Genomic DNA, 21903 nt, shown 5'->3' with positions numbered 1-21903 from the left:
CGGTTACAGCATCGTTTCCAGATAATCCTTCAGAACGGCCGCGTTATTGCGCTCCGTTTCCCTGGAACCGTAAAGCAGCGTAGCGTTGCCTCGGCCGAGTCGGCCGATCAAATCTTCAACCGCCGGCCGGTTGTTGCTCAGTTCGTCCAGATAACGGCTTCGGAATTCGGGCCATTTTTCTTCCTCGTGCCGGTACCAGCGGCGAAGCTCGTTGGACGGCGCAGCGTTTTTGGCCCAGTAATCAATGCCGGCTTCCTCTTTCGAAAGCCCGCGCGGCCAAAGCCGGTCCACCAGAATGCGCACGCCGTCATGTTCTTCAGGAGGGTCATAGACCCGTTTCAGTAAAAGTGTCATGATGATTTACCGGAATTTGCAAGGTCAACGTTTCCTCGGACCCGAATTTCTGCCGAAGCGTTCCTGCCGGTTGCTTCGTCCCTCCGGAAAAGACGTGATCTTTATTTGCTCTGCGCGGCGGCTTTAACTCGTCAGCATTCGGGCGGGCTCGGGCTCTCCTTGCCTTTCTCCTGACACCTCGAGAAAAAACAACTGATGACAGGAAACTTTGGTTATGACTCGCAAACAACGGCGGCCGGCGATTCCCGGCACGGTATGGGTATTGGGCTTCGTCAGCCTGTTCATGGACGTCTCGTCCGAGCTGATCCACAGCCTGCTGCCCGTCTTTCTGGTCGGCTCTCTCGGCGCTGGCGGCTTGACCGTCGGCCTTGTCGAAGGTTTTGCCGAAGCGGCGGCGCAAATGATCAAAATCGTTTCCGGTTCCCTGAGCGACTTTCTCCGATATCGCAAGCGGCTGATCTTGCTGGGCTATGGCCTGTCGGCCCTGACCAAGCCCTTGTTCCCTCTGGCAAGTTCGATCGAAACCGTATTTACGGCCCGGTTTCTGGACCGGATCGGCAAAGGCCTTCGAGGCGCACCCCGCGACGCGCTCATGGCCGATGTCGCACCTCCGGAAATCCGAGGCGCCTGTTTCGGCCTCCGGCAGTCGATGGATACGGCAGGCGCTTTTTTGGGGCCCTTGCTGGCCGTTTTATTGCTTTATCTCCATCACGATAACATCAAGGCCGTACTATGGTTCGCCGTTGTCCCTGCTGCGGCCGCCGTCCTGTTGATCCTTGCCGGAGTCCAGGAGACCGAAGCGCCGGGAGGGCGGCATGCCTTTCGGTCGCCGGTCAAAATGGTTTATCTGAACAGTTTTTCCCACGCCTACTGGCACATCGTCGCCATCGGCGGAGTTTTTACGCTGAGTCGGTTCAGCGAAGCGTTTTTGGTGTTGCGCGCGCAACAGGCGGGCCTGACCCTCACTTGGCTGCCCATGGTGATGGTGGTGATGAATGTCGTTTATGCGCTGTCGGCGTATCCCGCGGGCGCTCTGTCCGACCGGTGGAGCAGGCATGCCCTGCTGTCGGCAGGGCTCCTTCTGCTCGCTTGCGCCGACCTGCTGCTGGCGGTGGCGGCTTCTCCCTGCCTGGTGCTGATCGGCGTGGCCTTCTGGGGCCTGCACATGGGGTTTACCCAAGGGATTCTGGCGGCTCTCGTAGCTGATGCCGCTCCGTCGGATTTGAAAGGGTCTGCGTTCGGCGTTTTCAATTTCGTGACCGGCTTAGGCATGCTCGCGGCCAGCCTTCTGGCCGGATGGCTTTGGGACCATGCCGGTGCCGCAATGACTTTCTATGCCGGCGCCGGATTTTCCGGCCTGGCAGTGATACTGCTTCGCTTCGGCAGGGATTGAACGGCAAGATTTTCCTCCGGAAGGCCGGCTTTCCGGGAAAAAGCCAGCTAGCGTAGCTCGGATGGAGCTTTGCGTAATCCGGGAGTTCTGTGCATCAAATCCCCGGATGTCACTGCGTTGCATCCGGGCTACTTGCTACTTGCTGTCCCAAGTCATGGTAGCTAACCATAACGAGAATTAAGATACAAGGTTGGGTTGCCTGCTGTTCGGCAACCCAACCATTGATAACGAGATCTGTTGGGTTGTCTCCGCCAACTCAACCTACCTCAATGTTCGCAAATTTAAGATGGCCGACAATTTGTTCATTGCAAGCCGAAAAAAGGCATGCGAACACGTCAAACCGCTTAATCGTAGCTGTAATGCTTGCGCAGCGGCTTGACCACTTCCCACTGGCTGTTCAAGCCTTCATGGAATACCACCAGATCACCGGGCAGGATGCGCACCGGTTCGCCGCCTTCGGGCGTGACCAGAATCTCGCCTTCCAGAATATAAGCGGTTTCGGTTTCGTCGAAATCGATCGGGAATTTGGAGACTTCTTTCTCCCAGATGGACCAGTTCGCCACGCCCAGTTTCTGTAAACGCTCTTCGCTGGGGTTGTGCTCAATCGTGATTTTTGTCATGTCTTTCCTGAATTGAAGTGTAATCGAGCGCCGATTTTAGCACTATTCGGCAAACCCGAGGGGATACTTGTCGATTATCCGCCCGACCGTCGTTTTTCCCGGCGTTTTCCTGCCTGCGTCGACAAACAGTCGTTCGTCACGAATACGACGGCGTTTCTGGTCAATGTCGACCTGCTGAAACAGGCGCCGATAACCACCTGGAATAACTACACTCCCGACGAATACGGTTTTTACGCCAACGTCAACCCGACCGTACCGCATCCTCGCTGGAATCAGAGCAGCAAACGGTTCCTGGGCTCGAGTTCTTTACGCCGCGCCGGAAAAAACTGCACCGTTGGATCCATCTCGCTTCCTTTCTGGCCGTGCTGCACTATTTCTGACAGCTCAAGGGCGACTTGAGCGAACCCGTCTTTTATCTACTCATCATCGCTTTTCTGTTGGCGTTTCGCGTCGCGGCATGGCTAAAAAACCGACAGCTCGGCCTTTTGATGATTCCGACCGGACAGCGCTACTCGTTGTAAACGTTCTTCTCAAATCCGGCAAGTGTGGTGTAAGAAATCCACGAACCCTTCCCTTTCCGCCCGCAAAGGGCGTCTATTGCAGAGCACCGTCGTTTTTTTCGTGAATGTGGGACAACGCACCGATCCGGACAGGATAAATCATTAATCTATGGCTAAATTCCGGGATAAACGGCAATACAGTCCGGTAATCAACGGTAATAGAGTTCTTATTCAATTTGCTGAGCGGCATGGCCGCTAGCCCGGCCGGATCCGAAACCACTCAGCCTTATTGCTGCAAGACGCTGCTTTAATTCGCACCGGCTGCCGCAATAGTTTCCATAGAGGACACCATCATGAAAGCAAAAGCAACCCGATCGCATACCGCAGCCGCGGCCAACGTCGCTTTCGCGGCCCAACCGGTTGAATTGGCGATAAAAAAACTGTGGCTGCCGATCATTTTCGGAGCCAGCTTATTTTATCTGAGCCATCCTGCCGAGGCTCGAGAACAACAAGGAACGAGCCCTCAAACCCTGCAATCGGCGGACACCCGCATGCAGAGCCGAAGCGGCGGGGTACCGACCACCCAAAAGCAGGGCGCCGGCAGAGGCACCAAGCCGCATCCGGAATACAGCGGCACTCAGCCGAAGCAAGGTTCGGTGCAGCGCTACCGGAATCTGGTTTCAGGCGATGAGCCGGAAGTCGGTCAGGGAATGAATCAGGGTACTGCCTCGGGCCAAAACACAAACCGGGGAGTTCCCCCGGCACGGCTCGTAAACCAAGGCACTACTTCAGGACGAAACGCGCCCGGCGGCCAGGGCACGCCCCGGGATACCACGTTTGACACGGAAAAGATGAACAGCGGCCCTGCTCCCCATACCGAAAACATCAACCAGGATACCGTCAGCCCCGGCGGCGACAATATGATGAGGGACGCCATTCCCGGCGGCAGCGGCCTGAATCGATAGCAAAGAGGCCGCGTGGGCCGGCAAACGGAAGAAAAGCCGGCCCGATTGCGCCTGATGCCGGCCGTTCGCAACATCAGCCGGCCTTGGGCATTCGTCTTTTGATCAACTGTCTGTTTGACCTTAGTTTTCCAACCGGAGGTACGCCATGAAAGCCGTCCGAATACACGGCCCCCAAAAGATCTCTTGCGATACGGTCCCCGACCCGGCGCTCCGTCAGGACAGGGACATGATTTTAAAAGTCACCTCAACGGCGATCTGCGGCTCCGACCTGCACATTTATTCCGGCGGCCTGCCGCAACTGCGCCCGATGGTGATGGGCCATGAATTCATGGGCATCGTCGAGGAAGTCGGTCCGGCGGTAACAAAATTCAAGCGGGAAGACCGGGTCGTGGTCCCGTTTCCCATTGCCTGCGGCACTTGTTTCTTTTGCACTCATCATTTGCCCGGCCATTGCGAAAATTCCAATCCCGACCACTACGGTCCCGAGGGTGGGGTGATGACGGAAAAAGGCGGCGGCCTGTTCGGCTATACCGACCTGTACGGAGGCTACGACGGCGGCCAGGCGGAATACGTGCGGGTGCCCTACGCCGATTTCGGTCCGAGACGGGTGCCGGACGATCTGACCGACGAACAGGTGTTGTTTCTGACCGACATTTTTCCGACCGGATACACCGGCATCGACTGGGGCGAGCTCAGGGGCGGCGAAACGGTAGCGATTTTCGGCTCGGGTCCGGTCGGACTGATGGCGGCCAAATGTGCCTGGCTGCGAGGCGCCGGCAAGGTCATCGTCGTCGACGTTCTGCTCTATCGTTTGGACAAGGCCCAAGCGGCGGCGGGCTGTGAAACGATCCTCTGGAAGGACGGCGCCAAGGACGTCGTTGAACAAATCCGGGCGATGACGGAAGGGCGCGGCGCAGACGTCTGCGTGGATGCGGTCGGCTTTGAGCCCGGCCGCTCGATGCTGGAAAAAGCCAAAGCCGTCGTCAATCTCGAAGTGGGCTCGACGAAAGTGCTGGAGGCCTGCATGAGCGCGGTTCGCCGAGGCGGCATCGTGTCCGTGCTCGGAGTTTATCCGACTTATTACGATAATTTCCCGGTGGGCCAGTTTTTCGAAAAAGCCATCGTGCTGAAAGGCGGGCAGGCTCCGGTCCATAAATACATCGACCTGCTCCTGCAATACATCGAGCAGGGTAAAGTCAAACTGGACGACATCATCACCCATCGCCTGGCGCTGTCGGAAGCGCCTTATGCCTACAAGATATTTCAGGAGAAAGAAGAAGATTGCGTTAAGGTCGTGTTGAAGCCTTAACCGTTCTTATTCGTTCAAGCCTTCCGGGAAAGGCGGAAGCATGCCAATGCGCTCCGGCCGATTTACAGCGGAAACGTTCGGCCTTGCGATGCAGCGCGGCCGCCCGGACTTAGTCGTCGGCAGGCAGGCTGCGCGATGCCGGCTCAATCGGGGACGTATTCGATTCATCGCCGGCTTGTCCGTTCGCCGCCAGCAGCAGGGATCGAAGACGGTCGATATGGGCCTGGGTTTCCTGCAAACTTTTTTCGTATATTTGTTTCGATCTGGGACGCTTTTCTTTATTCGCCATGTTTTTCTGAAGATTCTTGCGCTCCTCGAACATCCTTATGGCGGTCCACAGCGTCTCCTCGATTTTTTTCGACTGATCGTCCAATAACGCCAAGGCGGTGAAGGTGTGGCCCGTGTGGCAGCGAAACCGTTGCCCTTTCTCATCCTTCATCTCCCAAAGCGGGCCTCCACAACCGGGACAAGCGTAAGGAACCAAGGCGCCCAGCCCACTCATTTCCGCAATTTCCGAAAGGACACGCTCGGCAATTTCCGCCTCGATCCGAACGTCTTCAGGTATCGGAACCGATGGGTCCGGAAGCTCGCGGCTGAGTTTGTCCAGGAGCCGCCCCATTTCCCTTAACGGCACGCAATAATCGACGTGGTCGTTATTGATGGCGCTTTGGGGCATGTCGGGGTACAGCGCATCGCTCGGGTCCTGGACGACGGCGACGCCGCCGCACCGGTGAATCGCCATCAGTCCGGAAGTGCCGTCGTCCAGCATTCCGGTCAATACAACGCCGATCACGCGCGGCCCATGCGCCACCGCCGCCGAGCGGAACAGAGGATCGATCGCCGGCCGGTAGCGGTTTTCCTTGGCGCCTCGCCGGACAAGCAGCGTGCTTTCCTTGATTAACAGATGAGCATCCGACGGGGCTATATAGATTTGTCCGGGCCCGAATGCCTCGCCGTCTTCCGCTATCTTGCAGCGGAAAGCTTTGTATGCGCTTAATTTGTGCAGCAGCATGGAGGGCATGTGCGCGGGGTCCAGGTGCTGAACGATAAAAATGGCCGCGGGAAACTCGCCCGGCAGTTGGCCGATCAATCGGTCAAGGGTCTCCAAACCTCCGGCCGAAGCTCCGATAACGACAATGTTCCGACCTTTTTTCGGCATAAAACCAAACCCATTTTCCTTCTGGTTGCCTTCGATTGAAGAAAGATATCATTGGGACGCCGTAACGGAACAATTGGTTCATTGACGTCGAACGTTCATTCGCTTGCGGTTAAGCTTTCCTGGGAATCGTATCGTTCCGACGGATCGGCGGCTCCGAGACGCTCGGGAAGATGGAGCCTATCAGGGATTTCGTCAGAAGAACAAGAGGCGGCCGCAACGCGTTTTCGCGATTCCGGCAAAGTCCCTAACGAGTTGGCCGGGTTCTGCTTGTCCCGGCCGGCTCAGTAGCCGATGTCAGGCTTCCGAAGTCATCGCCGGCCAATCGGTATAGCCGCGCTCGTCTCCTCCGTACCACGTTTCCCTCGGCGCTTCGGCCAGGGCGGCTCCTTTCTTGAATCTTTCGACCAGGTCCGGATTGGCCAGGAACGGCCGGCCGAAACAAATCAGTTCGGCGGTTCCGCTCCGCCGCGCCGCCTTGGCCATCTCGAGCGTATAGCCGTTGTTGGCCATGTATGGCCCCTGGAACAAGGCGCGCAGCTTCTCCAGGCTGACGCCCGAAGGCACCTGCCGCGATTGGCCGGTGGCGCCTTCGATGAAATGCAGGTAAGCCGGATGGAACGGGTTGAGCTTTTCGATCAGATAGCCGTAAGTCGCCATCACGTTGCTGTCCAGCGGCGTGTTGCCGGTATTGGGAGTGACCGGCGCCAGGCGAATGCCCACCCGGCTGCCGTCGCTCCAGACCGAGGTCACCGCTTCGACGACGTCCAGCACCAGGCGCGTCCGGTTCTCGATGCTGCCGCCGTACCGATCGGTGCGGCGATTGGTGGAGTCCCGGATGAACTGATCGAGCAGGTAGCAATTGGCGGCATGGATTTCTACACCGTCGAAACCGGCTCGCCTGGCGCATTCGGCGGCATGGCGGTATTGCTCGACGAGGTCCGGAATCTCTTCGGTCTCCAACGCGCGCGGCGTCGGCACTTTGCGGAAACCCTGCTCGGTAAAGGTATCGCCTTCCGGCGCAATGGCCGACGGCGCGACCGGCAAAACGCCGCCCGGTTGCAGCGAAGGATGCGAATAACGGCCGACGTGCCAGAGCTGGCAGAGGATCTTGCCCTGTTTTTCATGCACAGCCTCGGTGACCCGCTGCCAGCCGGCCACCTGCGCGCCGGTGAAAATGCCCGGAGTAAAGGCATAGCCGCGGCCCTGCCAGGAAATATTGGTGGCTTCGCTGATGATCAGCCCCGCGCCGGCGCGCTGGGCGTAATAGGTCGCCTGAAGCGGCCCCGGCACGCCGTCGTTGTTAACCCGGCAACGGGTCAGAGGCGCCATGACGATGCGATTGGCCAATCGCCAGGCGCCTATGGTCACGGGATCGAACAAATCGGTATCGGCAGGGGCGGTTTTGGTCATTTTCAAGCTCCGGAAAAATTCAGATCGGCACATAAAAAAACGTCCGCTTGGACATTCGGCTCGGAAGATGGTAGGCCAACTCATTCCCGGACACAACAGGAATCCTTCTTCTCCCCGTCCGTACTGAAGCCGGCCGGGAGTCGAAGGCAGAGCGGACTTATTGGCCGCTTTCTTTGTAATTCAGACTGATTTTAACCAGCGATGCGCCCAGAAAAATCATATTGATTCCGAACAACAACCCCAACAGCCATAGCGAGGCTTCCGCCCAGAAGACCGACACGATGACGGCAAAAACCAGCGCGGTGATGCCGCTGAAAAGAACCCATCCCCAATTCGGCAAGGGGCGCAGCATCAAAGCCAGATAAATTTTGGCGATGCCTTCCAGCGCAAAAAACACCGCGATCAGCATCGTCAAGGTCAGTATTCCGGCGACCGGCCTGGCAAGAAACAAATAACCCACGATCCCCTGCAGGAGGCCCATGAAGAGCCAGGCCCAAAAACCGGGCATCGCTCGAAACATCAGAGCCCGGCTTATCTGGACAATACCTCCGAACAAAATGAGCCAACCTAAAAACAGAACAATCGCGACCGAAACGATCCGGGGAACCACCATGGCAATCAAGCCGAGCACCACAAAAAAAATGCCCTCCGCCAAAAAAAATTTCCACCGCGTCCGGAAATATCGGAGCATTTCCTGTTGCATCTGTTGCATTTCGACGTCGATGTATTGATTGGGATTCATCTTTCCTCCTAACGATCATGAAACTCGTGCATCACCCAGGAACATGGAAGCCATCATAGAGGGGGCGAAATTCCTCGATTCCGCTTCGCTGCATCGAGGCTGCATTTTTCACTCATTGATAACTTTCACAGTAACATTCCGGACGCATCATTAAAACTCCGCGGCAGAGCCTCCCCCCCCCCTGATTCAATAGACCCTGAATTCCGGAAGTGGTTTGCATGAATACGGTAAAGTTAACGCAGCAGCGAGGAGGACTTAAGATTCGGAAGGACTTGTGCCAAGGACAAACAGCCGGAGGGAAAATGGCAGCCTGCCGGGGCAGACGACCGGACCTGCCTTCGGTGCCAACCTGGGCGAATACCCTGAGAGCACGAATGAATTCGTCCCTACCCGGCAGGGTTATTTCTCTGGACCGAAAACATCAAATACGGGAGGAAATGAAGCCGCTACCGAAGCAGCAACAATAAGCTCACCAAACTCCAGGCCAGACCGCCCGCAGCCGGAATGGTGAAAAGCCAGGCCCAAACGATCCGCTCGATGACGGACAACCTGAGGGCATGCGGATTTTTGGCGAAGCCCACGCCCATGATCGCGGTGGAAATGCTGTGCGTCGTCGAGACCGGCATGCCGAAATGCGCCGCCGTCAGCAGGATGGTCGCCGAGCTGGTTTCTGCCGCGAAACCGTTGATCGGATGCAGCTTCACCATTTTGTGACCCAAGGTCTTGATGATGCGCCAGCCGCCGACGGCCGTGCCCAACGCCATGACCAGCGCGCAGGTGACGATGATCCAGGTATCGATGTCTTTTTCTCCGCCGCCCGGACGCAGGAATTCGGCCCAGGCCGGCAATTGCTCCAGCGTGCCGGCGCCGTTGGCGGCAAAAATCGACAAGGCGATGATGCCCATGGTTTTCTGCGCATCGTTGCTGCCGTGGGCAAAGCCCATATAACCGGCCGAAATCAGTTGGGCCTTGCCGAATACGATATTGATCCATTTCGGCCGCACCGAGCGCGCCGCTACGCCGCCGGCGGAGTTCAAACCGCTGATGAGGGCCATCAGACCGCCCATGATGACGACGCCCAAGGTAAATCCCGCCAGAGGAGAAGTCACCATCGGAATCAAAACCTTCCAGAGCAGTCCCTTGTTTTCCGTCCATACGGATGCGGTTTTCGACCAGATCAATACGTCGAAATCGTTATGGCCGGCCGCCAGCGCCGCGCCGCACAAACCGCCGATCAAAGCATGGCTGGAAGAGGACGGCAAGCCCAGCGCCCAGGTGATCAGGTTCCAGACGATGGCGCCGATCAATGCACAAATCAAGACTTCGGAAGTAATCGTCACCAGCCCGGTATCGACCAGGCCGGAGGAAATGGTTTTAGCCACGGCCGTGCCGGACAGCGCGCCGACCAGATTGGTTGCCGCGGCGAGAATGACCGCCTGGGTAGGGGTTAAGACTTTGGTGGCGACCACCGTGGCGATCGAGTTTGCGGTATCGTGAAATCCGTTGATGAACTCAAAGACCAACGCCGCCAGAATGACAAGCAAGAGCAGAGTCAGCATGGCAGGCCTTTTAAGAATTCTTCAGGACGATGTGATAGATGACGTTGCCGGCGTCGCGGCAGCGGTCGATCGCTTTTTCCAGAATTTCGAACAAATTCATTTTGATCAGATACCGGATCGGATCGGACTCGTGGGTGTAAGCGTCCTGATACAGTTCCAGAATCTGACGGTCGGCTTCGCCTTCGATGGTTTGCAGCCGGTCGTTTAGTTTTTTGATCTGATCCAGATCCATTCCTTTGCGCAACAGTTTGACCATTTGCTCCAGCACTTCGCAGGCCTGCTCGAGCATGGCGGCGCGGCTGGTAAAATCCACCTCTCCGATTCTGGCCAGCGCGAGAGTATAACGCTCGGCGAACTTTTCGACGACTTTGGGAATTTTATAAAGCGCGCCGTTCAGTGCTTCGATGTCTTCGCGGTCGAGCACGGTCACGAAGGTGTTGACCAGTTCTTCGCTGATCTGTGCGAACAAATCCTTTTCCCGGCGTCGGGCCTGTTTGAATTTTTCCAGCGATTGCTGCGATGCCGGCGTACTGAGCAATTCGATCAACGCCGTGGCCGACGACCGTGCGGATTCCGCGCTCGCTTCGAGCAGGCCGTAGAATTTATCCCCTTTGCCGAAGATGGTCTGTAATGAAAACATGTTTTTTCCTTGATGATCCGTAAGGCATTTATTATTTTTCCCTCATTATCTCATATTCTCTTCGCTAAAGCCGGAGAGCTTTAAGCCGCCGGGAAGCCACAGCCGCCTGCGGCAAAGGGACAAAAGCCCTTCGTGGCAATGCCGCAGGGCCGGAAAATCGGTCAGCCGCCGGGTTTTGCGGCGCTTTGGGAATATTCGGACAATACATCCAGAATGACGGTTTCGCAAGCGCCACAGCCGGCGCCGGCGCCGGTCATTCGCGATATGTTTTCCGGATGATCAATGCCGTCATCGATTAATGCGGTGATTTGCCGGCGAGTAGTGCCGCTGCAATGGCAGACGACGTCCTTGTTTCTGTCCGGATTGAGAGGGGTCATCGGAAGTCCTTGAGGAAAAGATGCCGGCGCTTTCTTCTCAAAAAGCCGGGAGTCTTCGTGGAGGACAGGAAAGAGTTCGAGGCTCAGGCAGCAAGAGCAAGTTCATGGATCCGATGGATTAGAAACTCAATTTCTGGTTTTGTCTTCTTCCGGAAGCAGATCGATCAGCAGGCAATTGAGTGCTTTGGCCAGTTTTCTAAGCACGTCGATCGAAACGTTTTCGGTTCTGCCTTTCTCCAGTTTGCTGATCATCGACTGGGTAACGCCCGAGCGATTGAACAGATCCTCTTGGGTCAGCTCGAGAGCCGTCCTTTTACTCTTCAAGATATCGCCAATTCGCATCAGGTCTTTCCTTAATCGGTTGCAAGCCTCCTTATTATATGAACAGATTCATAATTCGTCCAAATTAATGATGAGAAAGAGCCATAAAAACGGCTCTTTCCGTAAGTAAAATTACTTGATCACCAAGCGCGTGCCGTTGGCAAGGCTGACGCCGGCGACGTTCTCTCCCGCCTGGACCGCCTTCCTGATCGCGGCCTTATCGATTTTCCAACTGACGACCTGCTCCTTGAATTCGGCGGGCACCGCATCTTCGTCGAGAACGTGCACCGCCGGCGGGTTGTTTTGCACGGACAGCTTGAAATACGGGCATTCGATCTCGGTGATGCCGGTCCGCTCCATGCTGTCCTTCAAATAATATTTCAGCCATTGCGCCCGGTTTTCCAAGGCTTTCCTCCGTTTAGCCATGGCCGCTTCGGCGTTTTTGATCGCCTCGGCCATGGTTTCCATGTTGCGCAGAAATTTGGCCACGTTGACCGCCTTGTCTTCCAGTTCGCCGCTCAAGGACTCCAGCGTGTCGTTGACAGCTTCGATGGGCAAATCGAGCTCCGGATCGGTCAAAAAGTCCAGGGCCTGGCAGTAATTCGTGCTTAAATCGTACAGGGTCATTTTGCTCATGTTGCTGCTCCGGCCAATTTGTCGAGCCGGTCATAAAGTTTTCGGTAAAAGTCCTGGTTCAATTCCAGAAAATTGCTGAACCGTTGATGCGATGCCTTGTACATCCATTCCTTGACCCGGTCCCGGTCCAGATTGAGCTCCTTGATTCTGGCTTCGAGCTTCAGCAACTGCTCCTTGCTGATGCCTTCGAAACCCTCTTGGCTGAACAGAATTTCCGCTTGCTGAATGCTTTCGGCTTCCGTTCTTTGCATCATGTCTTCAATATCCTGGGTGAACACTTCCGACAGCCCGGCCATCCGCAGCGTGGCGTCGATGTGAGCGGATTTCTCGGCCATCTTCAATGCCTTGTTGATGTCGCCGTTGTCTTGGGCGATGATCCTCGCCCCGACGCCGTCGGCGACGACGCGGCCCGACGCGTCGACAATTTCGCAGCGGATAATGATCTGGCTCAACTGAGTTCCGGTGAGCGCAGCTTTTTCATAATCGTTCAGCGTCGGATAGCGCACGGTCAGCCCCAGCATGCCGCAGATTTTCTCGGCACCCGGCTTGAACAGGCTGGGCTTGCTGAAATGGGCCGGATTCGTACACAGCTTGCCGGCCGAACATTTACTCCTGGGCACGACGTGGACCTTGCCGAAATCCAGGCCGTCGATCAAGGCGTCACGTATCCATTCCATCAAGGCGGCGCGGTTCTGCTTGCGGCGGTCCAGCCCTTCTTTAAACGTTTCCGCCGGCAGATCGAGCGGATTCGAGGCAATGACGCCTCGCTTGGTTTTCACTCGGCTTTCTACATCGGTTCTGGTCGCCAATGCATTGACTTTTGAATTCATAATAAAAAACACCTGAATGTGCGATTGAAAAAAATCGGACGGATCGGGCGGCTACCCTACCCGCCGAGATTTTAACTGTCTTCCGTCGGAAGAGAGTCGTTACGGAACGGCCGGACCGTTTTCCGCAAATGGAATGAAAATCCGTTGGTTCATTATCGGAACGTTGGCTCCGGCTTGCATCCGGCTCCGTTACCCTTGCCGCCGCCGCAGGCAGGGCGGCGGCAATTCTCTGAAAAGCCCATCGAGAAGCGGCCGAAAGACCGGCATTTTCTTGGGATCGCCAGCGTTTTATCCTACAAGAACAACGGTTTAACTTGATTTTTCGGTTGTATTGTCATACTCTGAAGACTCCTGAATGTGCGAATTTGGGAACGTGCGAGCCGAGGCGGCTACCTCGGTTCGCACAACGCTTGTTTTAGAACGGCGCTATTTCGGAAGTTCCCGTTTTAGCGCCGCTCGTTCGTCCTTTGAGGGAATCGATCAGGTTCCTCACCGCTTCGGCAATCGTCCTGCCGGTTTCATAACAAGGCTCGACATTCGAACCGCTCGGCGCTGAAACAAACACGGCAGCCGCTGCGTGGCGACGGCCATTCCCGCAAACTTCGCTTTCGACGGAGACGCAAACGGAACGGTCGTTGATGCCCCGACTCAACAACGCGGTTTTCACCACGCTGACCGCCCGCCGCTGTTTCTCCATGCTATGGATGGACATTTGCAAACCTCAAAAAAACCCAAATTTTATGAAAATATTCATAACATGAGACGCTTTTCTTCATCCCTCGAGCTCGATAAAGAGGAGTCCAACTCCCGAAACTATTCCTGTTGTCTCCTGTTCGAAAGCGTATCAGCTCAAGATAAACCTGAGCCATTTATGAATATATTCATATTATACAACAAAAACATGTCATATGTTTAATTAATTATTTAATGATTTACAAGAGCTTCCGCCGTGGTGTAACCGCTGTAGCGATCACATGAAAACAATCACTTCGAGCAGGAAGAGCCGGACGGCAGCGTCAGGCGCGCACCTGAAAATGCCTAGCGGCAATGCCGCGAATCGGGAGGATCAAAGTCATGGATTTCCTGAGAGTGATAAAACTCGCTTTGCCACAAGCCCCATCATTGGCATGGCAAGTCTTGTCACTCCCGATAGCGCAACTTCAATTTAACGGCACGATGGATGGGAAGGTCGAATAGCGCCGGGAAGCTGAGGCTTATCCCGGAGCTCTACAATTTTGTATCATCTTCCTCCTTGTTTTGCACTCTGGACAATTCAATCCGTTCCAATAAATCCAGCTCGCTCAACAATTCTTCATTTCCGCTGTTGCCGTATCTGCGTACGTACTCCATTCCGAAATCCGCGAGCCGGCTCAACGCCTGGGCACGCAAATCGTCCGGCTGCGAGCCATCCTCGATCACCTGTCTCAGGAAATGGATCAAATCATTATCGTCTTCGATCAACGATTCAATATTGGCAAGAACATCCTGTTTGGTTTCCAGATCGCTATCCGAAGCGAACAGGGTTTCCCGCAGCTCGCCAATATTCGGTTCGGCCCCCGGATTCTCCCAGGAGCCGCTCTCTCTATCCGCAAAGCTTTCATTAAACGAGACGTTTTTTCCGGAATCTCGACTGCGATCGCCATGGATACCGGCCTGTGCCAAGTCAAAACCGTCCTGTTCGTCGAGATATTCGGCTGCCTGCGTAATGGAGCGAATCCGTTCCGTCAAAGGCTCTTCGAGTATCTTTCGCTTCGAATGAAGAGGTTGAGCGCCGACAACGGCTTCCATCGGTTTTGACAGTGCCGTTTGATACAAGTTTTCGGCCATTGCCGGCGGCTTCCAGCCCGATGTTTTATGGCCGGAAGACGCCTTGGTGGCCTGCATGGCCTTCGGCTGTTCGTCGGCCGACTGCCGGATCAGAATGGCCGCCATGAAGAGTGCAATAACGACAATAGTTTTCATGATTCACCTGGATGGGCTGCAATAAACTCAGTTAAAAGCTTCCGGATCAACCTTTTTCCGATCGTAGTTCAACCCCTGAACGTACCAGCAGAAATTCTCGTTTTTCCCGACTTTGAGAGTGGCGCTTAAAACGCCCGTTTCGACTTCAACAAGTTTCTTGGGCTTAAATTTAAAGATTTTTTCCTTGCCCGACTGGCTGATTCGCTTAACAGCGTACACTTCGGTATCCGGATCTTTCTCAAAGTAAACATCATAGGCCGCCCCAGTTGAAAACGGGCACGTCGAGGAAAACTTGGTAATCGGTCCCGGCGCATTCGAGAGCCGATTAAACGTAGTGAACGCCTCTTCGACAAATTTGCCGAGTTTCTCCGATTTGGCTTCCGTTGCGTCCGGATATAAAAATTTACCGGATTTGGTGTTGCCTTTGAGCCGCCAGCGATATTCGCCGACCGGCAAAAGCTTGTTGGCGGTAATGGAAGTAGCACCCAAGTCTTTCACTTTGATCGTTTTATATTTACGCCAGCTCCTTACCGGATCGTTGAATTCGAGTTCGACCGACAAACTCTTCAGCATCGGAGACGAAGCCATCGGGCTGCCCAAAGGAGGCCAGGTGAAGACCGGATAGGGATTTTTGGTTTCATGGATCGGAAAGCGGCCGTTCGAAATGTCCTCGATCAGGCCCGAAATCAGCCCCGAGACGTCATCGGCACTGATCGTCGATACTTTCTGGCCGTTATTGACGGCAGCCAGGGCCGAAAAGTCCGCGCCGGCGGAGTCGTCAGAGCCGACGTGCACCGCCTGCACGCTCGCCGGATGATCCGGATTTTGCAATGCCGTTTTGCAATCGTCCAGCGATTTGCCGCCGGTCCAGGGCTCCGGACTGTGGCCCGGCGCATCGCCCATCAATATGATATGACGGGATACGTTATTGCCGGTCCGCCAACCGCCAATCTCGGCTCCCGTCGCGGTACGCTCTACAGCCGAAAACAAGGCTTCGGGAATATCGGCGCCGCCTCCGACCGAAATCGAATCGATCGCGGCGATCGCATTATCCGTGTCGTCGGTAAAGGAGGTCTTGACCGAGGTAATGTAGTCGCCGGAATCGCCGTAGGGATACTCCGGAAAGTCGCGGTATTCGACGACGGCGATTCTCAAGTCTTCGAATTTCGACTTCAAGTCGGATACCAAAGCAGTGGCCTGGCTTTTGACGTTGCTGATGTAAGGCCCCATGCTTCCCGTGGAATCGATCAAAAAGACGATATCGAGCGATTTGCCCAGGGTTAACGTTTCAGTCCAGGTATTCCCGCCGCTTAACCCGAAGACGACAGATCTGTAATCCGGCGTCGTTCCCGTGAGCGTTGAATAAGCGACCGATGCGGAAACTCCGGGGTTACCCGGCGCCGGTTGGCCATTCAACGGCCACGGATCTTCGATTTTAAAATCCGAGCCGGCATAATCTTTGGCCACCAACACATGCGCTCCGCCGCCGGACCAGTCCTCGCGGACGATAAACGGCTTGCCCCGATCGAGAAAATCCTTGGCGTCGTTTTCGGAAAGCGCCGAATTTTGCACGTCGCTCTTGATGGGGCCGAAGTGTTCGAGCACCTGTTTTATACCTTTTTGAAAGAAGACGATATCGGTACCCGGTATTTTGAACGGCCCCCAACCGTCTGCGCTGAGATAATTACCGACATTCGCTCCGGCCACGGCAAAATCGGCGATCTGAGTCTGGCCGGTCTCATTGCCGTGCCAGTCCAGCAGCATTTCGGAGTTCGCTGCCCAGCACCAATTTGACATTTCCTGGCCGCGGTTCTGTAACGCCCCAGAAGTGGCATCCGCAAGCACGATCAGTGGAAACAGAGCGGCCATCATGGAAAGTAAAGATTTTTTCATTATTTTTCTCCTAATCTAAAATACTTGTCCGGATTCGTTTTATCCGCAAAATACAATCGGCGCGTATTCGGATCGACCAGCAGAACAAAATAAGAACGCCGAGGATGCCTGGCCAGATTCGTCAGATCGCCGGCCAAATTACGAAACCCCAATACGCCGGGACCCCACTGCCCGTTTTTCAGACGCGCCTGGATGAAAACGCAGCGGGGCGTTTTATCCGCCCCCAGCACTTCGATGAGCCTCCTCGGCGGAACATCGGTTTCCGCTGCAATGGCTTGCAAAGGCTTCTTGATCAAAGAAGCCCATTCGTCCAGCGAATAATAAGGGTATGCCCAACCCAGGCGAGCCGAGCGCGCCTCGTCTGCATTCGAGAAACCGAAATCGGCCGGGTATTTAGCCGCAAGCGCAAGGTGCTCCCGCAAGGCTTTGGAACCGTCTTCGGTGAGGGAGGACTCCACCGACGAGCCTTGCGCCAAGACTGTGCCCCAAACGAAACAGAGCAGAATAAGGGACACATTCGTTCGTTTCATGCTTAACCTGCTAGTCAGTCAACATGGTAATAAAGGCCTACGAAGTTTTTAAAACCTCGTAGATCTGGTGGGTTCTAGCTTTTCGTTTCAACATGGCTGACTACTAGCCAAGCTTTGCCGTACCTCTTGTCGAGAAACAGATTATTCATTCCGCCGATCGACTGTTTCTTCTTTGAAATAAATTTAGCCATCTCCTCTTACTCCTTGTTTTTCCTTCGATTTACTTTTCTTTCACGGCCAGACTCTTATTGCTGCAATCACACTAAACTTAATTTTTCCTTAAATCCCGCTTTTTAGTATACTCATTTCGCTTTTGTAATTTGTTAGCAAATTGTTAGCAAATTGTTATTAATCTGTTAACCCTCTCCATAGCTCGAATAACAAACCGAGGGCTTTGCTCTTATGGAACAGAAAATTACTTACGCATTCGGGTCGTTTTTTCTGGATACGGACACCCAGTCGTTACGCTCGGAAAGCGGAATCGTCAGCTTGCAGCCGAAGATTTACCGGTTGCTGCTGTATTTTTTGCAGCATCCCGACCGTCTGATTTCCAAGGAAGAGCTTTTCGATGCGGTATGGCAGGGCCGAATCGTCGAGGATACGGCATTGAGGCTGGCCATTAACATCTTGCGTAAAGCCTTGCATGACGATCGAAAAACACCGAGCTACATTCTGACGTCCTGCCGGCGTGGTTACCGCTTTGTTTCCGAAGTCGCCGTTCAACACGGCCTTCAGGCAATCGAGCCCATGCTCCGGACCGAAGGCATCCTGTTGCGGCCGCAGCCCGGCATTCCCGAAAACAGGCAGCAATTCGAAGCCGAACTGGACCAATTACTTCAAACTTTCGAGCAGGCAACGGAAGGCGACCGTCGGCTGATTTTTTTGAACGGTGAAAGAAGAACGGGAAAAACCGCGCTGCTGGAAAGGTTCCTGACCGAGATCGGCCATCATGAATTTACTCTTCTGCGCGCCCGATGCGTGCCGTTGAATGGAGCCGCCGAACCTTTTCTGCCTCTGCTCGAAGCCCTGGAACGCCGATGCCGGAAGCCAGGAGGAAAGCCACTGATTGAATTTTTATATCAATTTGCTCCGACTTGGCTGCAACAGGTAGCCAATGTGCTGGAGCCTGAAGTAATCGGCTCCTTCCGAAGCCCTCTTCCGCAACTCAAAGCAGCCCGCATGCTGCGGGAAGGAGCCAATTTTTTCGAAAGGCTGGGCAGCGAATCCACTTTTATATTGATCCTCGACAATTCGCAGTGGAGCGATAAATTTACGCTGGACTTGCTGAATTTTTTGGGGTCGAGAAGCTCACCTACGAGATTGCTGATGATAATCAGCTTCCGCCCCGAAGAGAACCGGGCCGGAGCCCGCCGCTTGGCTCAGATGCGCAGTGAATTAGCCTATCGAAGTGTGTTTCGGGAATTGTCGTTGCAGAAACGATAAAAACCCGAACTCTCTAAAATTGATCTATCGTCCCATTCGATTGAACCTTGTCCGTCTCAGACCGGTTACGCTGTAAAGGATGCTGCCGGTAATAAAGCTGCAATTGCCGGTAAACCTCGGGAAAGTGCGTTTGCAGTATGTCCGGAGCGCAGAAAAAATATTCGCTGACGACCGCAAAAAACTCGGCCGGACTGGCGGCCGCGTACGGATCCAGGCAAGGGTGGTGATGGCGCTCGACTTGGCGCACCAGAGTTCGATAAGCGGTAGCGAGAGATAGAGTCCATTGCTTGAGGTCCATGAACCGATGCAGCGGCGGATAGCCGTCGGCGGGGCCGTTCAACACGTCCAGTTTATGGGCGATCTCGTGAATGACGACGTTGCGTCCGGAGCGGCTGTCTTCGAGGTCCTGTTCGATAGCCTGCCAGGACAGGATCAAAGGCCCGCGCGACCAGGATTCTCCGTCCAGTTCCTGCTCCGTAAAATGCACGACGCCGGCATCGTCCGGTTCTTCCCGGGCAACCCGAAACGCTTCCGGATAGACGATGACTTCGGTCCAGCCCGACAAACAGCCGAACCCAAGCCCGAGCACCGGCAGACAGGCCAGCACCGCAATCGTCAGGCACATCGCATCGGTCAATTGCAGCCCCTGGGCGCCGGAAAATTTCTTGTCGCGCAAAAACAAGGTGGCCAGTTCGCGCAGATGCGCTTTTTCCACCGCCGAAAGCCCCTGCGCAACAGGAAGCGTCTTGACGGCTTGCCGCCACAAATCGCACGGAACGGGATAGCGGCGCAGGATATGGCGGATTCGTAAACGCTTGAAAATATTCATGGTCATTGACTCATTGTCTGGCCCCACGCTCTTTTCAGGCTTTGACTTGACTGACAACAACGCCTTTCAATAATCCTTTCCGCTAAAATTCGACATCATCGGATTTCAATGCTCCATGAAAGATCCGCTTCTTGGCGGCCATCAAAGCGGTATGGCCGATTGCCGTCTTTCGACGATACGAAAGCTCAATTAAACAACGCGAGCGCCTTTTTCAGGGTCGACCATACGCCCCAGCCCAAGGGAACGGCGACGTAGAGCCAGAACAGCATCAGCCAGACGGAATGAGTGCGTTGAGCAGATCGGTTCGATTTCATGCCGGATTATCTTCTTCAGAGGGATGGATAAATTAAAAACCAGTTTAACCGAAACTATAACAGAGGTGAGCGATGAAACGAAAAGCCCGGCCGGAAAAATCCTCACTGCTAACCTAACCGTATTGCGAGATGTTGAAGCAGCCTTTGGCAATGTTGGATGAGTTTGGTCAAAACGCTAAGGCATCTCGATACACAACATCCGCTATGCTGATAAGCTACCGCCTGTTTGAATTCAGGGAAACATAGAGATGCGCTAGGCGGGTGAAGAATTGTCAGAAATCGATTTGGGAGATAAACGGTTGAACAAGCGATCGGGGACATTATTGGCCATTGACACCGCCAATCCCAGTGCAAGCATTCCGGTAGCCTGCGGCGGACGGGCGGAGACCATTTTTACCTGCCGCCGCACGCAGGACGGAAAGGGCGCCATATCATCCAGAAACTGCGCTGCCTACGCGTGTGCTTACCCGACGGGAAACGCGGGAGGTTCGAAATCACGGCGCTGTTGGCCCGCGAAATCGATCCGCCGGCTGGCGAGAAGGCATTGGCATGGCGGCTGATGAGTAACCGGGCGGCCCTGGCGCTGGCCTAAGGCGCGACCTTGATCGATGGGTATCGCGGCCGTTGGGAAATCGAACGGTTCTTCAATATCCTAAAAAACGGCTGCCAAGTCGAAGCTTTACAGATGTCGACCCTATCGCGTATCGAACCGGCGCCAACGTTGTATAGGATGGCTGAGTGCCGGATCGGTTACCTGATGCGGGGCTGGGCAGGGCTTGCCCGGAGATGGTCTGCGAAGCGATATTCGACCGTGAAGAATGGCAAGCCGCGGCCGGACACGCCACCGCCTCTGAACGAAGTGATCCGCGTGGTAGCCAGCTTCGGCGGATTTCCAGGTCGCAAAGGCGACGGCGAACCCGGCGCCAAAACACTCCGGATCGGCCTCCAGCGCGTCATGGACTTCGCTTTGGGAATACGGGCGCTGCGGGAGACGGGAAGTTGTGTATAACGAGATGAGCTTAAGTCGGTGAAGACGGATAATTATCAATAAATATTTCGTTAAGATTTTTTAAATACCAATCTAATGCCTCCGATAATCCTGCTTTAACATCATATGTTGGCGCATAACTTAATAACGCCTGAGCTTTAGAAATATTCGCGAGTGAATGACGAACATCTCCAGATCGAAAATCCCGATAAATGGGCTTGAAATTTTCGAGCCTATTAAAATATAAAACTAAATTTTCTTTTAGATAATCCAATAATTGATTTAGCGTAGTACGATCGCCAACAGCAATATTATAGACTTGATTAACTGCTGCGCTATTTTGAGTAATTGCGGCTAGTAGATTGGCTTGCACGACATTTTTTATATAACAGAAATCTCTACTAGTTTCGCCATCACCATTGACATAGACATCCTCCCCCCGAACCATGGCGGTAATCCATTTGGGGATTACTGCGGCGTATGCGCCAGCAGGGTCCTGTCTGGGGCCAAATACATTGAAATAACGTAATCCGATTGACTCCAACTCATAACATCTTGCAAATACATCCGCATACAGTTCATTCACATACTTGGTTACAGCATAAGGAGATAGAGGCTTTCCAATTTTATCTTCCACTTTGGGTAAGCCTGGATGATCGCCATAAGTTGAAGAAGAGGCCGCATAAATAAAGCGTTTCACCTTGGCATCACGTGCGGCAACCAACATATTTAAGAATCCATCGATATTTGCCGCGTTAGTATTAACAGGATCTGCAATGGATCTTGGGACACTACCGAGTGCTGCCTGATGTAATACGAAGTCCACCTTCATGCATGCTTGATGGCAAACAGCAATATCTCTGATATCGCCATTGATGAACTTGAAGTTGTCCCACCGCTCTTCACCAACAATATCTCTAACTTGATCCAAATTACGCTGATGACCGGTAGCAAAATTATCAAGCCCAATAACGCGCTGACCATTATCAAGTAACGCTTCTAACAAATTTGAGCCAATAAAGCCTGCAACCCCCGTAATCAACCAGGTAGCCGGATTATCCGAAAACCGATTTAATAATATTTTAGTAAATTCCATAAATTAAATTATGCATTTAAAAATACATAGTCC

General features: G+C 54.3%; 26 protein-coding genes. 8 read left to right on the top strand and 18 right to left on the bottom strand.

Annotation, left to right across the window (positions count from 1 at the left end):
- Positions 1–3 precede the first annotated feature (3 nt).
- The gene (locus tag A3OW_RS0119100) at positions 4–354 is read right to left on the bottom strand and encodes a DUF488 domain-containing protein (RefSeq protein WP_020565064.1); all 351 of its coding nucleotides are present in this window, start codon (positions 352–354) and stop codon (positions 4–6) included.
- A gap of 214 nt (positions 355–568) precedes the next feature.
- On the opposite strand from A3OW_RS0119100, the gene A3OW_RS0119090 reads away from it, so the two are divergent.
- The gene (locus tag A3OW_RS0119090) at positions 569–1747 is read left to right on the top strand and encodes an MFS transporter (protein ID WP_020565062.1); all 1179 of its coding nucleotides are present in this window, start codon (positions 569–571) and stop codon (positions 1745–1747) included.
- A gap of 344 nt (positions 1748–2091) precedes the next feature.
- On the opposite strand, the gene A3OW_RS0119085 is transcribed toward A3OW_RS0119090, so the two are convergent.
- Positions 2092–2367 carry a cupin domain-containing protein gene (locus A3OW_RS0119085; protein ID WP_020565061.1) on the bottom strand — a complete coding sequence of 92 codons (276 nt, stop codon included), beginning with the start codon at positions 2365–2367 and terminating at the stop codon, positions 2092–2094.
- A gap of 12 nt (positions 2368–2379) precedes the next feature.
- Here A3OW_RS0119085 and A3OW_RS0119080 point away from each other — a divergent pair, with 12 nt between their 5' ends.
- From A3OW_RS0119080 to A3OW_RS0119060, 3 genes are all read left to right on the top strand, one after another.
- Positions 2380–2766 carry a hypothetical protein gene (locus tag A3OW_RS0119080; protein ID WP_026223734.1) on the top strand — a complete coding sequence of 129 codons (387 nt, stop codon included), beginning with the start codon at positions 2380–2382 and terminating at the stop codon, positions 2764–2766.
- Between the two features lie 454 nt (positions 2767–3220).
- Positions 3221–3832 carry a hypothetical protein gene (locus A3OW_RS0119070; protein WP_020565058.1) on the top strand — a complete coding sequence of 204 codons (612 nt, stop codon included), beginning with the start codon at positions 3221–3223 and terminating at the stop codon, positions 3830–3832.
- 145 nt (positions 3833–3977) lie between these two features.
- Positions 3978–5141, top strand: coding sequence for a zinc-dependent alcohol dehydrogenase (locus A3OW_RS0119060; RefSeq protein ID WP_020565056.1), 1164 nt, complete (start codon positions 3978–3980; stop codon positions 5139–5141).
- 109 nt (positions 5142–5250) lie between these two features.
- Here A3OW_RS0119060 and A3OW_RS0119055 read toward each other — a convergent pair whose 3' ends face one another.
- From A3OW_RS0119055 to A3OW_RS0118985, 13 genes are all read right to left on the bottom strand, one after another.
- Positions 5251–6300 (bottom strand): chemotaxis protein CheB, encoded by a 1050-nt coding sequence (locus A3OW_RS0119055; RefSeq protein WP_020565055.1) that lies wholly within the window; start codon positions 6298–6300, stop codon positions 5251–5253.
- 294 nt (positions 6301–6594) lie between these two features.
- Positions 6595–7710, bottom strand: coding sequence for an alkene reductase (locus A3OW_RS0119050; RefSeq protein ID WP_020565054.1), 1116 nt, complete (start codon positions 7708–7710; stop codon positions 6595–6597).
- 157 nt (positions 7711–7867) lie between these two features.
- Entirely contained in the window at positions 7868–8452 is a 585-nt protein-coding gene (locus A3OW_RS0119045; RefSeq protein ID WP_020565053.1) for an HdeD family acid-resistance protein, read from the bottom strand.
- A gap of 446 nt (positions 8453–8898) precedes the next feature.
- Entirely contained in the window at positions 8899–10011 is a 1113-nt protein-coding gene (locus tag A3OW_RS0119040; RefSeq protein ID WP_020565052.1) for an inorganic phosphate transporter, read from the bottom strand.
- A 10-nt stretch (positions 10012–10021) separates the two neighbouring features.
- Positions 10022–10651 (bottom strand): DUF47 domain-containing protein, encoded by a 630-nt coding sequence (locus A3OW_RS0119035; RefSeq protein ID WP_020565051.1) that lies wholly within the window; start codon positions 10649–10651, stop codon positions 10022–10024.
- 161 nt (positions 10652–10812) lie between these two features.
- A complete protein-coding gene (locus tag A3OW_RS0119030) occupies positions 10813–11028 on the bottom strand; it encodes a (2Fe-2S)-binding protein (protein WP_020565050.1) in 216 nt (71 codons plus the stop codon).
- 126 nt (positions 11029–11154) lie between these two features.
- Positions 11155–11418 (bottom strand): helix-turn-helix domain-containing protein, encoded by a 264-nt coding sequence (locus A3OW_RS0119025; protein ID WP_269746799.1) that lies wholly within the window; start codon positions 11416–11418, stop codon positions 11155–11157.
- A gap of 63 nt (positions 11419–11481) precedes the next feature.
- Complete coding sequence (locus A3OW_RS0119020) at positions 11482–11985, bottom strand: siphovirus Gp157 family protein (protein ID WP_020565048.1); 504 nt, start codon at positions 11983–11985, stop codon at positions 11482–11484.
- Positions 11982–12815 (bottom strand): hypothetical protein, encoded by an 834-nt coding sequence (locus A3OW_RS0119015; RefSeq protein WP_020565047.1) that lies wholly within the window; start codon positions 12813–12815, stop codon positions 11982–11984. Before A3OW_RS0119015 ends, A3OW_RS0119020 begins: the two co-directional genes overlap by 4 nt.
- A 415-nt stretch (positions 12816–13230) precedes the next feature.
- Complete coding sequence (locus A3OW_RS0119005; protein WP_020565046.1) at positions 13231–13527, bottom strand: hypothetical protein; 297 nt, start codon at positions 13525–13527, stop codon at positions 13231–13233.
- 515 nt (positions 13528–14042) lie between these two features.
- Positions 14043–14777 (bottom strand): hypothetical protein, encoded by a 735-nt coding sequence (locus A3OW_RS0118995; RefSeq protein ID WP_033411800.1) that lies wholly within the window; start codon positions 14775–14777, stop codon positions 14043–14045.
- A gap of 27 nt (positions 14778–14804) precedes the next feature.
- Positions 14805–16670: a VWA domain-containing protein gene (locus A3OW_RS0118990; protein ID WP_020565043.1), complete on the bottom strand. Its 1866-nt coding sequence runs from the start codon at positions 16668–16670 to the stop codon at positions 14805–14807.
- Complete coding sequence (locus A3OW_RS0118985) at positions 16670–17200, bottom strand: hypothetical protein (RefSeq protein ID WP_020565042.1); 531 nt, start codon at positions 17198–17200, stop codon at positions 16670–16672. The genes A3OW_RS0118990 and A3OW_RS0118985 overlap by 1 nt, the downstream gene beginning before the upstream one ends.
- Before the next feature lie 402 nt (positions 17201–17602).
- Here A3OW_RS0118985 and A3OW_RS0118975 point away from each other — a divergent pair, with 402 nt between their 5' ends.
- Positions 17603–18643, top strand: coding sequence for a winged helix-turn-helix domain-containing protein (locus A3OW_RS0118975; RefSeq protein ID WP_020565040.1), 1041 nt, complete (start codon positions 17603–17605; stop codon positions 18641–18643).
- A 13-nt stretch (positions 18644–18656) separates the two neighbouring features.
- Here the strand turns inward: A3OW_RS0118975 and A3OW_RS0118970 are convergent, their stop codons facing one another.
- Both A3OW_RS0118970 and A3OW_RS28905 read right to left on the bottom strand, forming a co-directional pair.
- Complete coding sequence (locus A3OW_RS0118970) at positions 18657–19472, bottom strand: M90 family metallopeptidase (RefSeq protein ID WP_033412864.1); 816 nt, start codon at positions 19470–19472, stop codon at positions 18657–18659.
- A 185-nt stretch (positions 19473–19657) separates the two neighbouring features.
- The gene (locus A3OW_RS28905) at positions 19658–19786 is read right to left on the bottom strand and encodes an MFS transporter small subunit (RefSeq protein WP_020565038.1); all 129 of its coding nucleotides are present in this window, start codon (positions 19784–19786) and stop codon (positions 19658–19660) included.
- A gap of 23 nt (positions 19787–19809) precedes the next feature.
- Here A3OW_RS28905 and A3OW_RS28720 point away from each other — a divergent pair, with 23 nt between their 5' ends.
- From A3OW_RS28720 to A3OW_RS26100, 3 genes are all read left to right on the top strand, one after another.
- A complete protein-coding gene (locus A3OW_RS28720) occupies positions 19810–19947 on the top strand; it encodes a hypothetical protein (RefSeq protein WP_232422407.1) in 138 nt (45 codons plus the stop codon).
- 108 nt (positions 19948–20055) lie between these two features.
- Positions 20056–20346 carry a transposase DNA-binding-containing protein gene (locus tag A3OW_RS29160; protein ID WP_083918249.1) on the top strand — a complete coding sequence of 97 codons (291 nt, stop codon included), beginning with the start codon at positions 20056–20058 and terminating at the stop codon, positions 20344–20346.
- Between the two features lie 41 nt (positions 20347–20387).
- Positions 20388–20795 carry an IS4 family transposase gene (locus A3OW_RS26100; protein WP_026223733.1) on the top strand — a complete coding sequence of 136 codons (408 nt, stop codon included), beginning with the start codon at positions 20388–20390 and terminating at the stop codon, positions 20793–20795.
- A gap of 10 nt (positions 20796–20805) precedes the next feature.
- On the opposite strand, the gene A3OW_RS0118945 is transcribed toward A3OW_RS26100, so the two are convergent.
- On the bottom strand, positions 20806–21870 hold the full coding sequence (locus A3OW_RS0118945; RefSeq protein ID WP_020565035.1) for an NAD-dependent epimerase/dehydratase family protein: 1065 nt from the start codon (positions 21868–21870) through the stop codon (positions 20806–20808).
- Between the last annotated feature and the right edge of the window lie 33 nt (positions 21871–21903).

It is taken from the genome of Methylosarcina fibrata AML-C10 (genome assembly GCF_000372865.1).
GTDB lineage: Bacteria > Pseudomonadota > Gammaproteobacteria > Methylococcales > Methylomonadaceae > Methylosarcina > Methylosarcina fibrata.
Note: the sequence above shows the minus strand (reverse complement) of the source record. Positions and strands in the feature narration are given on the sequence as shown.

Excerpts from the sequence above, each read along its gene's own strand:
- A3OW_RS0119100 (WP_020565064.1), bottom strand. The coding sequence starts at position 354 with ATGACACTTTTACTGAAACGGGTCTATGACCCTCCTGAAGAACATGAC.
- A3OW_RS0119090 (WP_020565062.1), top strand. The coding sequence starts at position 569 with ATGACTCGCAAACAACGGCGGCCGGCGATTCCCGGCACGGTATGGGTA.
- A3OW_RS0119085 (WP_020565061.1), bottom strand. The coding sequence starts at position 2,367 with ATGACAAAAATCACGATTGAGCACAACCCCAGCGAAGAGCGTTTACAG.
- A3OW_RS0119070 (WP_020565058.1), top strand. The coding sequence starts at position 3,221 with ATGAAAGCAAAAGCAACCCGATCGCATACCGCAGCCGCGGCCAACGTC.
- A3OW_RS0119060 (WP_020565056.1), top strand. The coding sequence starts at position 3,978 with ATGAAAGCCGTCCGAATACACGGCCCCCAAAAGATCTCTTGCGATACG.
- A3OW_RS0119055 (WP_020565055.1), bottom strand. The coding sequence starts at position 6,300 with ATGCCGAAAAAAGGTCGGAACATTGTCGTTATCGGAGCTTCGGCCGGA.
- A3OW_RS0119050 (WP_020565054.1), bottom strand. The coding sequence starts at position 7,710 with ATGACCAAAACCGCCCCTGCCGATACCGATTTGTTCGATCCCGTGACC.
- A3OW_RS0119045 (WP_020565053.1), bottom strand. The coding sequence starts at position 8,452 with ATGAATCCCAATCAATACATCGACGTCGAAATGCAACAGATGCAACAG.
- A3OW_RS0119040 (WP_020565052.1), bottom strand. The coding sequence starts at position 10,011 with ATGCTGACTCTGCTCTTGCTTGTCATTCTGGCGGCGTTGGTCTTTGAG.
- A3OW_RS0119035 (WP_020565051.1), bottom strand. The coding sequence starts at position 10,651 with ATGTTTTCATTACAGACCATCTTCGGCAAAGGGGATAAATTCTACGGC.
- A3OW_RS0119030 (WP_020565050.1), bottom strand. The coding sequence starts at position 11,028 with ATGACCCCTCTCAATCCGGACAGAAACAAGGACGTCGTCTGCCATTGC.
- A3OW_RS0119020 (WP_020565048.1), bottom strand. The coding sequence starts at position 11,985 with ATGAGCAAAATGACCCTGTACGATTTAAGCACGAATTACTGCCAGGCC.
- A3OW_RS0119015 (WP_020565047.1), bottom strand. The coding sequence starts at position 12,815 with ATGAATTCAAAAGTCAATGCATTGGCGACCAGAACCGATGTAGAAAGC.
- A3OW_RS0119005 (WP_020565046.1), bottom strand. The coding sequence starts at position 13,527 with ATGTCCATCCATAGCATGGAGAAACAGCGGCGGGCGGTCAGCGTGGTG.
- A3OW_RS0118995 (WP_033411800.1), bottom strand. The coding sequence starts at position 14,777 with ATGAAAACTATTGTCGTTATTGCACTCTTCATGGCGGCCATTCTGATC.
- A3OW_RS0118990 (WP_020565043.1), bottom strand. The coding sequence starts at position 16,670 with ATGAAAAAATCTTTACTTTCCATGATGGCCGCTCTGTTTCCACTGATC.
- A3OW_RS0118985 (WP_020565042.1), bottom strand. The coding sequence starts at position 17,200 with ATGAAACGAACGAATGTGTCCCTTATTCTGCTCTGTTTCGTTTGGGGC.
- A3OW_RS0118975 (WP_020565040.1), top strand. The coding sequence starts at position 17,603 with ATGGAACAGAAAATTACTTACGCATTCGGGTCGTTTTTTCTGGATACG.
- A3OW_RS0118970 (WP_033412864.1), bottom strand. The coding sequence starts at position 19,472 with ATGAATATTTTCAAGCGTTTACGAATCCGCCATATCCTGCGCCGCTAT.
- A3OW_RS28905 (WP_020565038.1), bottom strand. The coding sequence starts at position 19,786 with ATGAAATCGAACCGATCTGCTCAACGCACTCATTCCGTCTGGCTGATG.
- A3OW_RS28720 (WP_232422407.1), top strand. The coding sequence starts at position 19,810 with ATGGATAAATTAAAAACCAGTTTAACCGAAACTATAACAGAGGTGAGC.
- A3OW_RS0118945 (WP_020565035.1), bottom strand. The coding sequence starts at position 21,870 with ATGGAATTTACTAAAATATTATTAAATCGGTTTTCGGATAATCCGGCT.